Source organism: Chromohalobacter nigrandesensis (genome assembly GCF_023061285.1).
GTDB classification, from domain to species: domain Bacteria; phylum Pseudomonadota; class Gammaproteobacteria; order Pseudomonadales; family Halomonadaceae; genus Chromohalobacter; species Chromohalobacter nigrandesensis.
In genome coordinates, this window is sequence record NZ_JAKGAM010000011.1 from 15,123 (window position 1) to 29,897 (window position 14,775).

Annotated in this window: 14 protein-coding genes and 1 pseudogene; 13 read left to right on the top strand and 2 right to left on the bottom strand. The window is 60.4% G+C overall.

The features are described 5' to 3' along the window. Positions 1 to 32: 32 nt before the first annotated feature. Positions 33 to 2,378, bottom strand: coding sequence for a hypothetical protein (locus tag L1073_RS12825; RefSeq protein ID WP_246899843.1), 2,346 nt, complete (start codon positions 2,376 to 2,378; stop codon positions 33 to 35). Between the two features lie 251 nt (positions 2,379 to 2,629). Here L1073_RS12825 and L1073_RS12830 point away from each other — a divergent pair, with 251 nt between their 5' ends. From L1073_RS12830 to L1073_RS12880, 11 genes and pseudogenes are all read left to right on the top strand, one after another. Beyond that, a complete protein-coding gene (locus L1073_RS12830; RefSeq protein WP_246899845.1) occupies positions 2,630 to 3,835 on the top strand; it encodes an ABC transporter substrate-binding protein in 1,206 nt (401 codons plus the stop codon). Then, on the top strand, positions 3,832 to 5,544 hold the full coding sequence (locus L1073_RS12835) for an ABC transporter permease (RefSeq protein ID WP_246899847.1): 1,713 nt from the start codon (positions 3,832 to 3,834) through the stop codon (positions 5,542 to 5,544). The genes L1073_RS12830 and L1073_RS12835 overlap by 4 nt, the downstream gene beginning before the upstream one ends. Positions 5,545 to 5,560: 16 nt before the next feature. After that, positions 5,561 to 6,199 carry an ATP-binding cassette domain-containing protein gene (locus tag L1073_RS12840; RefSeq protein ID WP_246899849.1) on the top strand — a complete coding sequence of 213 codons (639 nt, stop codon included), beginning with the start codon at positions 5,561 to 5,563 and terminating at the stop codon, positions 6,197 to 6,199. Between the two features lie 146 nt (positions 6,200 to 6,345). Beyond that, a pseudogene (locus tag L1073_RS17365) lies at positions 6,346 to 6,458 on the top strand (aminoglycoside phosphotransferase family protein); the annotation flags it as partial. 129 nt (positions 6,459 to 6,587) lie between these two features. Then, positions 6,588 to 7,277, top strand: a complete 690-nt coding sequence (locus tag L1073_RS12850) for a TIGR04283 family arsenosugar biosynthesis glycosyltransferase (RefSeq protein ID WP_246899852.1) — start codon at positions 6,588 to 6,590, stop codon at positions 7,275 to 7,277. Further along, complete coding sequence (locus tag L1073_RS12855) at positions 7,267 to 7,782, top strand: TIGR04282 family arsenosugar biosynthesis glycosyltransferase (RefSeq protein ID WP_246899854.1); 516 nt, start codon at positions 7,267 to 7,269, stop codon at positions 7,780 to 7,782. The genes L1073_RS12850 and L1073_RS12855 overlap by 11 nt, the downstream gene beginning before the upstream one ends. A 140-nt stretch (positions 7,783 to 7,922) precedes the next feature. Further along, positions 7,923 to 8,492 (top strand): DUF3047 domain-containing protein, encoded by a 570-nt coding sequence (locus L1073_RS12860; protein WP_246900000.1) that lies wholly within the window; start codon positions 7,923 to 7,925, stop codon positions 8,490 to 8,492. 16 nt (positions 8,493 to 8,508) lie between these two features. Continuing rightward, positions 8,509 to 8,853 (top strand): glutaredoxin family protein, encoded by a 345-nt coding sequence (locus tag L1073_RS12865; protein ID WP_246899856.1) that lies wholly within the window; start codon positions 8,509 to 8,511, stop codon positions 8,851 to 8,853. A gap of 149 nt (positions 8,854 to 9,002) precedes the next feature. After that, on the top strand, positions 9,003 to 9,617 hold the full coding sequence (locus tag L1073_RS12870; RefSeq protein WP_281506087.1) for a sigma-70 family RNA polymerase sigma factor: 615 nt from the start codon (positions 9,003 to 9,005) through the stop codon (positions 9,615 to 9,617). 8 nt (positions 9,618 to 9,625) lie between these two features. Beyond that, positions 9,626 to 9,832, top strand: a complete 207-nt coding sequence (locus L1073_RS12875) for a zf-HC2 domain-containing protein (RefSeq protein ID WP_281506093.1) — start codon at positions 9,626 to 9,628, stop codon at positions 9,830 to 9,832. Then, positions 9,829 to 10,731, top strand: coding sequence for an AraC family transcriptional regulator (locus L1073_RS12880; RefSeq protein WP_246899859.1), 903 nt, complete (start codon positions 9,829 to 9,831; stop codon positions 10,729 to 10,731). The genes L1073_RS12875 and L1073_RS12880 overlap by 4 nt, the downstream gene beginning before the upstream one ends. A gap of 14 nt (positions 10,732 to 10,745) precedes the next feature. On the opposite strand, the gene L1073_RS12885 is transcribed toward L1073_RS12880, so the two are convergent. Beyond that, entirely contained in the window at positions 10,746 to 11,417 is a 672-nt protein-coding gene (locus tag L1073_RS12885; RefSeq protein WP_246899861.1) for a haloacid dehalogenase type II, read from the bottom strand. A 183-nt stretch (positions 11,418 to 11,600) separates the two neighbouring features. Here L1073_RS12885 and L1073_RS12890 point away from each other — a divergent pair, with 183 nt between their 5' ends. Then, positions 11,601 to 12,158 (top strand): carboxymuconolactone decarboxylase family protein, encoded by a 558-nt coding sequence (locus L1073_RS12890; RefSeq protein WP_246899863.1) that lies wholly within the window; start codon positions 11,601 to 11,603, stop codon positions 12,156 to 12,158. A gap of 266 nt (positions 12,159 to 12,424) precedes the next feature. After that, positions 12,425 to 14,605, top strand: coding sequence for an FAD-dependent oxidoreductase (locus tag L1073_RS12895; RefSeq protein ID WP_246899865.1), 2,181 nt, complete (start codon positions 12,425 to 12,427; stop codon positions 14,603 to 14,605). Positions 14,606 to 14,775: the final 170 nt, after the last annotated feature.

The window sequence follows — 14,775 nt, forward strand, 5'->3', positions numbered from 1 at the left end:
GCGCCGACGATGAATTCACAGTGGCGATCGTTTCACTGCTCGATCGGCAAGGCTTTGTGCCTGTTATCTTCAAAGGGCTTTGTTTCCCATCCCGGGATATCGCTGGACAGCGAGAACATCGGTAGCTCGATAAGCAGATCGAGCAAGGCAGCGACGTCATCGCCACGCGAAGGCGCACGGTCGGCACGCCGACAGGCCGGCAGCAACGCCGCGAGAAGTGTCAGTGGTGCAGGCTGCGCCGTGTCGTCATCGTATTTCGTCGCGCCGACGATCCTCAGGGTGGCCGGCGACGGCGACGGCGTGGCCGCGAGTCGTCCTCCTTCCAAGGCCAGCGGCAATCCGAGCGCGCTGGCCTGCCCGGGCACCTGACGCTGCCAGGCCAGGCCCCGTACCAGGCTATAACCGGTGGCTTCGGCCTCCTCACGCAGCGTCAGCCAGGCATCGTCGGCGACGGCCACCAAGACGGCTTCCTCAGGCGCTTCTGGGTGAACCAGCAGCGCGGCGTCGATCATCAGCTGTTGCTCGTCGAGCGTCCGCCGTGCGAGCCGGTCGACCAGGCAAGGACCGAGTTCGGCGAGCCCCAGATGAGAAGCCAACAAGATGTCGTCAAGCATGATGCGGTAGCCGCCGGACTCGCCAATCAGTCTCAAGCGGGGCAATGTACGGCCCTGCTCGGCATCCAGTAGCGTCAGAGCGCCCGCCAGGCGGTCGAGAGCCGGGGCGCTATCGGTATGCAACGCCCAGGTGTGCTCGGCCAGGGAGAAGCCGAGCGGCGTCGATGCCGCGCTCGGTGAGGCATCCCGTGCCGCTGTATCGGGCGCCTGACGAGATGTTTGTCGATACTCATCTGCGTTTACCGGTGCTTGCTGCAGAAACCCCTGGCGGCACCAGTCGGCCAGGCAATGCCAGACATGCCCTTCCAGCGCATCGCGATCGGGCGGCGCATGTCCGGCCTGGCTGGCGTCGAACAATCGCTCGACGATGCTGCTGGGTGTCTCACCCTCGCTAGCCAGCAGCCAGATCAGGGCGGCGCTGTCATTGAGCAGGCACATATCACCACGGCGCGTGTCGTACAGTGCCAGGCGGTCGTCGTCGATCAGTTCGCAGACATCTCCGCGCTGCAGGCGTGGCTCAGGCAGCGGAGATGCTGTCAACGCCTTTGCCAGGTGCCAATCCAGACGACTCGGCCAGGTAAAAAACGCCAGGTGATCGACGGGGTCGGCACTCGGATAGAGACGCAGGAAATCGCCGGCACGGGCCAGTTCACGTCGGGTATCGTCAAGCAGTGCCCGTGGAGAAGCATCGCTGGCCGCAGGAACCTCCTGACCATCGAGATCCACCAGTGAGACCATGTCCTCGACCAGTTGCCGCTTGATGGACTCTTCGAGTATCCCGCCACTTTCGGGACCCGCACAGACCCCGAGCGACGGACTCAGGTTGCATTCCAGGACCCAGGGCTTGAGATCGGCATCGATCAGGCAATCGATGCCCAGCAGTTCATAACCACCGCGCGCATCGACGCCTTCGTCATCACATCGTTGCCGGAAGGTATCCAGGGCCGCTATGACCGTCAGCGTCAGTTGGTCGTGAAGACGCGCGAACAAGGCGTCGTCGTCATGCCCCTGCTCACGTAGCCAGGCACGATAGCGTTCCAGGTCAATGAACTCGACGGGGACCTCGGCATCCGTATTACGGGTATTGATGTCAGGGTTAGTCAGCTGACTGAACAGGTTGGCGGTATCGTCGCGATCGTAGGGCGCCGAGGCAAGCTTGGCGAATCCCTGGCGAAAAACATACAGGCGTAAGGGATCGAGCGACGCCAGCAGGACATACAGGCGCAAGACATATTTATGGCCGCGAATGGTATGCGGATCATCGAGGTATTCCTGAACCAGCCAGTGAGCCTGGCGAGGCGCCTCGGCGACATCGTCGAGCAGGCGAATGCCCTTGCCCTTGGAGGCATTGCTGGGCTTGAGAATCCAGCGCTGTTCAGGATCAGCCAACGCCGTCTCCTGCAACGCATGATAATCATCGGGCATGAGGTAGGAGCGGGGGAAAAAGTCAAGCCGCGCGACCTGTGGAGAGTTGGCACCGAAACGTACGCTCATTCGCTCGCGAAGCGCTGCCAGCGATTGGTACAGACGACTTTTCAGCGTCAGTGCATTGTTGCCGGGCAGATGATTGAACTTGCATGTTGGCGAAAGCTTGCGGAATTGCACTCTATCGGGTGTCCCGGTGTACCAGCCGGCCTGCCAGTCCTCGGCATCGCCGGCGCACCAGCCGCGTGCCTCGAGTGCCTCGCGGAAGAAGCGATCCTGCTCATCGGCACGCTTGCCCCCCAACCAATAACGACGCGCCCGCGACGATTGTATGGCCATTTGCTCCGCTCCCGATGGATATTGTTGATTTCTAGTTTATGTGTCGGGAGTGGGGAGACATCCTTACAGGCTTTCACGTATTTTTCGCGAGTGAGGAAACGAGCCGTCGCCGAAACCGACAATAGGCGATCCAATGACAGACGTCTTAGTCAGTGCACGATGTAAGGACTGTGCGATGTAAGAAACGCCAGCGCATGACGACCAAGTGGCGAGGCCATATAAGGCACAAATGGAAGGGAGAAACGGACCGCATGAGAGATATTCGACGCTGGCTGATAGCGGCGCTGGCACTCTTGCCGACGCTGGGTCACGCCTACGAGTTGTCCGACTGGGAATCGGTAACCCAGGCTGCCCGGGGGCAGACCGTGTACTGGAACGCTTGGGGCGGTGACCCGCGTACCAATGCCTATATCGATTGGGTGGCCGACCGGGTCGAGCAGCGCTACGGCATCGATCTGGAGCATGTCAAAGTAGGCGATACCGCCGAGGCCGTGACCCGCGTCGTGGCAGAGAAAGCGGCCGGCAACGAGGCTCAAGGCGCGGTCGATTTGATCTGGCTCAACGGCGAGAATTTCGCTGCAATGAAAGGCAATGAGTTGCTCTATGGTCCCTGGGCCAAACAACTGCCCAACTTCTCACTTACCGCACCCAAGCAGCATCCCGAGGTGCGCGAGGACTTCACGCTACCGGTCAATGGCTATGAATCTCCCTGGGGCCGCGCGCAGGTCACCTTCTATTACGACAGCACGCGTGTCGATGAGCCGCCGCGCAGCATGCCCGCACTGCTCGACTGGGCCAAGGCACATCCAGGTCGCTTCACCTATCCCCAATCCCCGGCCTTTTTGGGTACGACTTTTCTAAAGCAGGCGCTGCTGGCATTGACCGAGCAGTCCGAGGCACTCTATGAACCCGTCGACGAGGCGGATTTCGAGGCCGTCACCGCGCCGCTGTGGGAGTATCTGGATCGCTTGCACCCTTCTCTATGGCGCGAGGGCAAGAACTTTCCCGCAGGGGGGCCGCAAATGCGCCAGCTCATGGGTGACGGCGCGTTGAGCCTGGCATTCACATTCACGCCCTCGGCACCGGCCGCCGCTGTGCTCGATCATCAACTGCCGCCGACTACGCGCAGCTATATACTCGACAACGGTACACTGGGTAACGTGCATTTCGTCGCCATTCCCTACAATGCCCAACACAAGGCCGGCGCGTTGACGGTCGCCAACTTCCTGCTGTCGCCCGAGGCTCAGGCCCGCAAGCAGGACCTCTCGATGTGGGGCGATGCCACGGTGCTGGACATGTCGCAGTTGAATGCATCACAGCAGGAGGCATTTGAACGCGATGGGCGGACGGCCGACAGCCTGCCGCCGCAGTCGCTGGGTGAAACATTGCGCGAACCCCATCCTTCCTGGATTGAACCGCTAGAGCAGGCCTGGCGGCAGCGTTACGGCGCCCAATGAGTCGAGCGACGAGTTATCGGTTTACTATCGGCGTGTTGCCCTGGCTGACCATCGCGTTGCTCAGCCTCCCCGTGGTCAGCGGCGTGCTGGGTGCCATGGCGCCCGCCTTCGGTTACTTGCCCGTACTGGGCGGCGATAGCCTGACATTGGCGCCCTGGCGACAGCTTCTCGAGGTGCCGGGCCTTGTCGACATGGCGCGACTCAGCTTCGTCACCGGCTTGGCCAGCGCGGCACTCTCGCTAGGTCTCGTGGTGCTCTTCTTGGGAAGCTTCCTGCATACCGCCCTGTATCGACGCATACAGCGCTGGTTATCGCCGCTGTTAGCGGTGCCCCACGCAGCGGCGGCGATTGGCCTGGCATTTCTGCTGGCACCATCGGGGTGGGTGGCGCGGGGCCTCTCACCGTGGGCAACCGGTTGGCAATATCCACCGGATTTTGCATTTCCCGGCGACCCTTGGGGGCTATCGCTGATTTTGGGTCTGGTCATCAAGGAAGTGCCCTTCTTGCTGCTGATGAGCCTGGCGGCGTTAGTGCAGTGCCAGGCTCACGAGCGCCTGAAAGTGGCCCGAAGCCTGGGTTATCGTCCCTTGACGGCATTTCTCAAGGTGGCCATGCCCGGGCTCTATCCCTTGCTGCGTTTGCCCATCTACGCGGTGATTGCCTTCGCTACCTCGACGGTGGATGTCGCCATGATCCTGGGACCTTCGACACCGTCCACGCTGGCAGTCTCGGTAGTCGGTTGGCTCAATGATCCCTCGCTATCGATGCGCTTCATGGCCTCGGCAGGGGCAATGTTGCAAATGCTGCTAACCCTGGCGGCATTGTTGACCTGGTGGTTGCTGGAGCGGCTGGTGGCGCTCGTGAGCCAGAGTTGGTGGCGAGATGGGCGTCGTCAATGTGGCGAGCGGTGGCTAGGCGGCATGGCGCTGACGGCGATGCGTCTGGTATTGGGCTTGATGGTGGCAGGTCTGGCCGGGCTAGCATTGTGGTCGGTGGCGGGCTACTGGCCGTTTCCCCATTTTCTGCCGTGGCCGCCGACCGCACACAATTGGCAGGCGGCGGCGGACGATCTGGTCGCCCCAGTGTGGCAATCGCTGAGTGTCGCGTTTGCCGCCACTCTGCTGTCGGTGGTGCTGGTACTGGGTTCGCTGGAAGCGGAAACCCTGAAGCAGCGACCGCTACGGCCCTGGGCGCAAGTGGTTCTGTACCTGCCGCTGCTGGTGCCGCCAGTGGCGTTCCTGTTCGGCCTGGTCATGATGCAAGCGCAATTCGGCATCCGCCCGGGCATGGCGGCGGTCATCGCGGGCCATGCGGTGTTCGTATTGCCTTATGTCTTTCTGTCGCTGGCAGAAAGCTATCGGCGCCTGGACCCGCGCTGGAGCCAGCAGGCGCGTAGCCTCGGCGCCGGGCCATGGCGGGTTTTCCTGCGCGTGCGTCTACCGCTGCTGTTGGCGCCGATCCTGACAGCGGCGGCGGTGGGATTCGCGGTGAGTATCGGCCAGTATCTACCTACCGTGCTGATGGGCGCCGGGCGCGTGGCGACGGTGACGACCGAAGCGGTCAGCCTGGCCAGTGGCGGCGACCGGCGACTCACCGCCATCTTCGCCCTGGCGCAATTGCTGTTGCCAGCGCTGGGGTTCCTGCTGGCGATGCTCGTGCCGCGATACCTGTTTCGACGGCGGCAGGGGTTGCTGCCACGTGCTGATTGAAGGAAGGAGCAACACCATGGCGTCATTGATTCTCGACGACATTGTCATTGAACAGGACCAACGCCCCTTGCTGAGCCTGGATACCACGGTCGCGCCTGGAGACGTGGTCACCGTCATGGGTCCCTCCGGCGTCGGCAAGTCCACCTTGCTGGCCTTCATAGCAGGTTTCTTGAGCCCCGCCTTCACGCCCCGAGGGCGCATTCTGCTCGGCGAGACACGCCTCGATACCTTGCCTGCGGAGCAGCGTCACGTCGGGCTGTTGTTCCAGGATCCGCTGCTTTTCCCGCATCTCGATGTCGAGGGCAACCTCGCCTTCGGCATGGTACGCGAAGGCAGCCGACGACAACGCCGCGAGCGAATTCATGAGGCGCTGACATCGGTCGGACTGGAGGCATTCGCCAAGCGCGACCCCGCAACGCTCTCCGGCGGCCAAAAGGCACGGGTTGCCCTATTGCGGGTATTGCTGTCACAGCCGCGCGCTATCCTGCTCGACGAGCCTTTTTCCAAGCTGGACGCCGAACGTCGCGACGAGATTCGTCACTGGGTCTTCGAACGCGTGCGTCACTACCGACTGCCCACGCTTATGGTCACTCACGACGAGGCCGATGCCAGGGCGGCGGGTGGGCGCACCATCACGCTGGGTGACACCCCATGAGGCCGCTTCACGAACTGCTTAGCGGCCCTATACCGAACGACACCCCTTTGCTCCTGGAAGAAAATACCAAGCTCCTCGAGTGCCTGGCATCGGCACTCGTGGCATCTGACCGGTTCGACGGGGTGAAGGACATGCAGCCGATGGCCGACACCGGCCTGGCGGTGCTGGTCGACCTAGAGAAGTGCCGTTACGGCCTGCCCGGCTTCGACCTGGCCCATGCCAGCCTCTAACCTCGACGACCTGGGATCTGGTCAGTCGCCACCATCGTGAAGGTGCAACACGAATTCCGCGCGCTCGAGACGGCACTCACCGACTAATGATAATCGATCGAGGACAAGACTCGAACGCGCTCAGGGATCACTTCGACTTCTAATGCGGAAACATCACCATGGCCGAGACAGGACTAAGTCTGATCGTTGTGACCCTCAACGAGGCCGATATCATCGATGAAACCCTGGGTCGATTGCAGGGGCTCCGACAGGCTGGCAGCGAATTGATAATCGTCGACGGCGGCAGCCAGGATGACACTCTCACCCGCGCCACACCGCTGGCCTCCCGGGTGATCCAGAGTCCACCAGGCCGGGCGCGGCAGATGAACGCCGGCGCCGATGCCGCGCGAGGAAACCACCTGGTGTTCCTGCATGCCGATACCCAACTGCCGCCGCATGCCGACTGGCTGGTCATCAACGCCCTGTCGCGAGATCACCGCTGGGGGCGTTTCGATATCCGGCTCCAGGGTCGCCACCCGATGCTGGGGGTGATCGCCTTTGCCATGAACCATCGATCGCGGCTGACCGGTATTGCCAGCGGCGACCAGACGCTGTTCATGACCCGCGAGGCCTTCGACACGGCCGACGGTTTTCCCGATCAGCCATTGATGGAGGACATCGAGATGTCACGACGCTTAAAACGGCTTTCTGCGCCCGCCTGCCTGCGCGAAAAGGTGACCAGTTCGGGCAGGCGTTGGGATCGAGACGGTGCCTGGACGACGATACGGCTGATGTGGCGGCTGCGCTTTCGTTATTGGCGCGGCGAGTCGCCGGAAACCCTGGCAAGGGAGTATCGCCATGTGCGCTGATACGCCCGGCGACTTTCCGCTGGCAATACTGGCCAAGGCCCCGTTACCCGGCAAGGCCAAGACACGACTAATACCGGCACTCGGGACACAGGGAGCGGCGCAACTGCAGGAACGCCTGGTACGCCATACGCTATCCATTGCGCTGGCGGCCACCACGGCTCGGCGCATCGTCCTGTGGACAGCGCTCGATCACGCCCATCCGCTTTTTCGGGAACTGGCCGAGCGTCACGACATCGAGTGTCGCGCCCAGCCGGAGGGGAGTCTCGGCGACCGCATGCATTACGCTTTCCTCGAAATGGACGAGCCGGGGCTACTGATCGGCAGCGACTGTCCGGCACTCACTCCCGCCCTATTGAAGCGCTGCCACCGCGTCCTGGCGGATCATGAAGTGGTCCTGCTGCCGGCGGAAGACGGGGGCTATGCACTCATCGGCCTTCGCGAACCAGACAGCCAGCTCTTCTGGGGCTGTTGCCGGTCGCGCAGAAATCCTACTACGGCACAGTGAATTTCCTGTAAGGATATCGACCCAGGACACGACTCATGCGTATGAAAATCAGACTGACAAACAAGGTAGTATGGGCGTGCAGCTTGACGCTCGGGATACAGACAGCTTGGGCATCCGATGTCGAATTTTCAGCCCGCGACATGGCCGCCTGGTCGACGCGCGCTTTTGAAGGAGAGACGCGTTATTCGATAGTCCAGGATGACGGCGTCGAGGTGCTTCAAGCAAATGCGCAAGGCCAGGCCTCTGCCAAGTATCTGGAACGCGAGATCGATCTGCGCAAGACACCGTACCTGCACTGGTGCTGGAAGGTGGATACCCGCTACTCGGGACTCGATGAGCGCACTCAGGCCGGCGATGACTACCCTGCCCGATTCTATATCGCGCGCAAGACGGGCTTTCTTCCGTGGCAGGTGCAATCCGTCAACTATGTATGGTCATCCAACCAATCTGTCGGCGCCAGTTGGGAGAATGCCTTCACGGATCGTGCCATGCTGCTGGCCCTGCAAGGTGAGCAGTCGCCACTCGGCGAATGGCGAGCGGAAGTCCGCGATGTCGGTGGCGATTTCGAGGCACTTTTCGGTGAGTCGGTCACCAGTATCGATGGCGTCGCCTTGATGAGCGACGGCGACAACGCAGGCGGCCATGCCACCGCCTGGTATTACGCCGCTGGCTTTTCCGATTCGCCGGCTCCTCCCGACTGCCCGGACTGATACCAGGAGATCCATCATGTGGCATCTTATTTCGCGACTGATGAAAAGCGAGGCAACCGCTATCGAACGCACGGCGCAAGCGCAGCAGGAAGTTGACCGACAAGCCCAATACCTCGCGCTCTATCACTTCGAGGGGTGCCCTTTCTGCACCAGAGTGCGACGCGTCCTGCAGAGGCTGAATGTCGAACTTGCCTTGCACGATATCAACAGGGATCCCGAGGCGAGACAGGCGCTGATCACTGGCGGCGGAAAGAAGACCGTCCCCTGCTTACGCATCGAACGCGATGGAGCGATCACCTGGCTTTACGAATCCCGCGATATCATCGATTACTTGGAAAAAAGATTCGCCGCGATAAAGTGAATCGCGTATCGGCCTTCAAGACAGAGATACTACAGCCTTGAACACTTTGCTTCTCTGGACGCTGTGACATAAAAAAGATAGCGTGCCCAATGGTCGAGCCGGCGTTTTATTGCCATGATAAGCGATGATCATCGACCGGGAGATTCAGCATGGCGTCATGGCCCGATTCGTCACAAAGCGACACCTCAAAGCCATCTGCTGAACGCCAGCGCCGCCTGGCGGCAGTGCGTCCGCGTCTGCTTGCCTTCGCGCGTTTGCAGCTTCGCGATGCCTCTGAAGCGGATGACGTCGTCCAGGAGGCGCTGATTACCGCCGTCGAGAAAAACGCTCGCTTCGAAGGAAAATCCGGCTACGAAACCTGGGTATTCGGCATTCTAAAAAACAAGATCCTGGATGCACTGCGAGCCCAGAAGCGCCATGGGAAATGGCAACCCTGGTCCGACGACGGCGTCGAGGCAGCCATCGAGCAGCAATTTCAAAGTTCGGGAAGATGGACGGATGTTGCACGCCCCAGCAGTTGGGGCGATCCTGAAAAAACGTTATTCAGCGAGCGCTTCTGGCAGGTATTCGATAGCTGCATGATTGCACTCCCCGATAACATCGCCAGGATTTTCACCATGCGTGAACTCATGGGACTTTCTACACATCAGATATGCGAGGAAGCCGGAATCAAGGAAAATAACTGCTGGGTCATCCTTCATCGCGGCAGGCTTTTATTGAGAGCATGTCTGGAGAAAGGATGGCTATCGGAGGCCAATAAATGAGAATGGTGATGTGTCGCGAAGCCACGCGTCTCATGTCGAAGAATCTTGATGCACCGCTTGGCTTTCAGGAACGAATGTCGTTGAAATTTCATCTGGCCATGTGCGGTGCCTGCAGGAAATGTAACCAACAATTCCAGTTGATTCATGATGCAGGAAAAGCATTCGAAGCAAAGGAATCGTCACCGCCATTCGACACGGACGATCAGACGACATGACGCTGCATGAAAGCGATGACATGCTTGCCGGTGATCCTCTGACGGCATTATTGCAGCCCGTTTTCATGGGTAGTGATTTCCACCATGCCGCCAAGCAATGCGGCGACTGGTTTCTGTCTCACGAACATGCGATAGCCCCGAGCTTCCACCTGGTCACCGAAGGCCGATGCCGACTCACCTGGCACGATGGAGGTGAAGAAAGCCTGCAGGAAGGAGACCTCGTATTCTTTCCCGGCGATACGCCGCATCGTCTTGCGCCAGAGTACGTATCTGGCTCCGAGTCGCAGCAAATAGTCTCGCTGAGTAGCACGACGACCGGTGTCGGATTGATCTGCGGACATTTCCGCTTTCTGCACGATGTGCCGCCGGCCTGGTTCAATGTACTACCGCGTAGCGTGATCATTTCTCGGCAAGCGCGTGGATGTGCCTTCGACAATGTTGTCGAAGCACTCGCCGAGGAGATGTCCGAGACGCAAGCAATTGGCCATGCATTGACCACGAACGCCCTGGCCAATGTGCTATTGACCCTGATTCTTCGGCATTGCCTGGAAACGGCATTGCTGGAAACACGCACCTTGAGGGCGTATCTGGATCCGCCGGTGAGAAAAGCCCTCAAGCGATTGCATGAAGCGCCGCAGCGTGACTGGACGCTTCAAGAACTGGCACATGAGGTAGGGCTCTCCCGTTCGAGCTTCAGCGAACGCTTTCACCACATCGTGGGCACGACTGTTGCTCGTTACCAGGGGCAATTACGCATGATGCTGGCCGACCAGGCCCTTGCCAATGGTGAGAGCATCGTCGGCGCCATGTTGGCCAGCGGTTATCGCTCGGAATCCACTTTCCGCAAGGCCTATAAAAGAATCAGAGGCATACCGCCGGCACGGATCAAGACGCTGTAACATACTGCCTTACGTCACATCGGGGATACGTCCGCGATCAATTGCCGACTCAACCCAGTGAGTGAGTCGTCTTGCCAATCGGGCTGAAACAGTTGCGGGTCGATGACCTTTCCGGGACGCGCGATGAAACCTGTCTTGCAGCCCGCGCTGGCGGCACCGATCAGATCCCACCCATGGGCTGCAATCATGACCAGTTCGCGAGTCGACACTTGCCAGTGGTCAGCGACGTATTGATAGGCGGGCTGGCCCGGCTTGTAGGAGGCTATCGAGTCGATACTGAGAATGACGTCGAAGGCCGCGTCAAGCTCGGCATGCGCCAACTGATGCTGCACTGCCTTGAGAGTGCCGTTGGTCAGTGCCGTCAGCCGATATCCCTTGGCACGTAGCTCGGCAAGAGCAGGCGCGACATCGGGATGCGCCGGGAGCGTCGTCAGCATGTCGATAAGTTGCCCTTGACGGGCTTCGCTTATCTCGACGCCATGTCGCCAACCAGTCTGACGCAAGGCACTCTTGGCCAATTGCCCAAAGGGGTGGTAGCGGCCCGCCAGCGTTGCCGTCATCCAGGTCTCCTCCAGGGTCAGAAACCACTCGACGCGCACCGCTGCCTCCCCAAAGACCTCTTCGAAAAACGGTGCCAGCGCAGCCGTATCGAGCAAGGTCTCATTGACATCGAATACTAAGATCATAGGAATTCCTTTCTGAACTATTGATTGAGTACTTTCCACTCAAGCATTTCCAGGCGTACCAGACAGCCACTTTTTCCTGATTTTGTACGCTGCGACATAAAATAGAGACGTTGAGCGGCGGTTTTCAGGTTGTTTGCCTACTAGGCTAAGAGATGTAAACGCTGACCACAGAAGGAGAAGCTCATGACAGAATTCACCTTGCATACGGTCGACAGCGCGCCCCAGGAAGCCAAGGCGCGCCTCGAAGGGGCACAGCAGAAGATGGGGTTCTTGCCCAATCTGTTCGCCAAGATGGCCGAGGCACCGGCGCTGTTGGAAGCCTATCAGACGCTCGACGAGATCTACTCGCGGACCAGCCTTACCCCGGCACAGCAGCAGGTGGCGCTGCTCGCCATCAGCTCAGTCAACGGATGTAAGTTCTGTGTAGCGGCGCATACCGGAGGCGCACAGGCCGCCAAGGTACCCGAAGGTGACATCGAGAAACTTCGTGAGCTCCAGAACCCCGACGATCCCAAGCTCAATGCCGTGGCACGCTTCGCCAAGCACCTCGTCCAAGCGCGCGGCTGGGCGAAGGACGACGAAGTCAAGGCCTTCCTGGAAGCCGGTTTCGAGAAGCAGCAGTTACTCGAACTAGTGATCGCCGTCAGCCTCAAGACGCTGTCCAACTACACCAACCATATCGCCGGTACACCACTCAACGAGGAACTCAAGTCTCTCGAGTGGCAGGATCCGCGTGATTGATGTGAGCGCAGAACGTTAGATGCACCGTGCGAGCGTAGTGGGCGATATGCCGGTTTCGGTATATCGCCTTTTTTCATGGTCGCGATGGTAGTGACGTGTAAGGATCACACTACAATCTCGACTCATTAAGCGATCGTTTGGCATTCGGCCATGACATCTGGATGCACGAAGGCAACAACCTGCCAGGCCACCTGCTGTCAGGTCCGACTAACAAGCCACTTACTACGTCAATGTCCGCTGACCAACGTGGATAAAAGGGGGACGGTTTGAAACATTACCGCATACTGATTCTGGCTGTCGTCCTGGTGGCGATCGTGGCGTTCTTCGTGGGCGGCGTTGACGATTACCTGACGCTCGAGTCCATCAAGGCGCTGCAAACACGGTTCGATCAATGGTTCGCGGCGTCTCCCTGGCTGGTCGCTGGCGGCTTTTTTCTCATCTATGTGCTAATCGCCGCCCTCTCGCTGCCCGGCGCGACATTGCTGACCTTGCTCGGCGGCGCGTTATTCGGGCTGGGCTGGGGATTCTTGATCATCTCCTTCGCGAGCAGCATTGGCGCTACGCTGGCCTTTCTCGTCTCCCGCATCTTGTTCAGGTCCGCAGTAGAGCATCGCTTTGCTCGATATCTGGACACGATCAATAAGGGCATTGAGCGTGACGGCGCCTTGTATCTGTTCAGTCTGCGACTGGTGCCGCTTTTCCCGTTTTTCGTCATTAACCTGGTGATGGGACTGACTCGGCTGCGTACCTGGGTGTTCTATATTGCCAGCCAGATCGGCATGATTCCCGGCACGCTGGTCTATGTGAACGCCGGCCAGCAGCTCGGCGAGCTGCAGTCGCTGGGTGGCGTCGTCTCACCGTCGTTGCTGCTGTCCTTCGCCCTTTTGGGAGTCTTTCCGCTAATCGCGCGCTGGGTCGTCGACTGGCTGCAGCGCCGCAAGCGCTACCGGGGATACGCCAAACCCCGGCACTTCGATTACGACATCCTGGTGGTCGGCGGCGGCTCGGCGGGCCTGGTTACCAGTTACATCGCCAGCGCGGTACGCGCCCGGGTCGCGCTCGTCGAGAGTGGCGCCATGGGCGGCGACTGCCTCAATACCGGCTGCGTGCCCTCAAAGGCGCTGATTCGCGCCGCACGCGCCGCCCAGAATATTCGCGACGCCGAGCACCTAGGCGTGCATGCCGGGGAACCGCGTGTCGACTTCGGCGCGGTCATGGGCCATGTACGGCGTGTCATCGAGGAGGTGGCACCCCACGACAGCGAGGAGCGTTATACCGGCCTGGGCGTCGACGTTCAACGCGGCACGGCACGGCTGATATCTCCCTGGGCCGTCGAAGTCGACGGCAAGCAACTCACGGCCCGGCATATCGTCATCGCCACCGGCGCCACACCCAAGGTACCGTCGATCCCCGGCATCGAGCAGATCGACGTACTGACCTCCGAAAACCTATGGACGTTGACCGAGCAACCGCAGCGCCTGGTGATACTGGGCGGCGGCGCTATCGGTTGCGAGCTCGGCCAGAGTTTCGCCCGCCTGGGCAGCCAGGTGACGCTGGTCGAGGGCGCCGGGCAATTGCTGGGGCGCGAGGATGACGAAGTCGGCGATCTCGTCACCCACCGACTCGTCGCCGAAGGCGTCGACGTCATGACAAGCACAAAGGCGATCGCAGTGAGCGTCGAGGACGGCGAAAAACATCTCCTCGTCGAGAAGACCGGCGGTGGGCAAACACACATTCCCTTCGACCGCCTGTTGGTCAGCGTCGGGCGCCAGGCCAACGTCACAGGGCTCGGACTGGAAGAACTGGGGGTGGAAACCCGCGACAACGGCACCCTGGAAGTCAACGAGCAGCTCCAAACCAAGCTACCCAATATCTGGGCCTGCGGCGATGTCGTCGGTCCCTATCAATTGACACACGCCGCCGCACATCAGGCCTGGCACGCTGCCGTCAACGCACTGTTCGGCGAGTTCAAGCGCTTCAAGGTCGACTACCGCATCATGCCCGCGGTGACGTACCTGCAGCCCGAAGTGGCGCGGGTGGGGCTCAATGAGCGCGAGGCCACCGCCCAGGGCATCGCCTATGAGGTGACCCGTTATGAGATGGCCGAAAGCGATCGGGCGATCGCCGAGCGCGCCACTGCCGGCTTCGTCAAGATTCTCACCGTGCCGGGCAAGGATCGTATCCTGGGCGCAACCCTGGTCGGCGAGAACGCCGGCGAATGGCTGGCGGAGTTGACGCTGGCGATGAAACACAATATCGGGCTCAACAAACTGCTGGGGACGATTCATCCCTATCCGACACTCTCGGAAGCCACCAAGGGTGCCGCCGGCGCCTGGAAAAACGCCCATAAGCCCGAGCGGGTGCTCGACTGGTTAGGGCGTTATTTTCGTTGGCGGCGTGGAGAGCGTCGCCGGGATCGCCATGGCGCCCATTCATCGCGCTCGTGATCGTCAGAGAGGAGAGACAATGCTGGACAGTCTTGCCAACCGGCCTGGAAACGCCCCTGAGAATGATGGCCCAAGGCGTGATTTCGATGGAGCTAAGACCGGATCAGTAATGGCCTGATGGAAGGGACTGAAAGCTAGTCTCTCGACATTCTGGGCGGTTCATTTTCGGA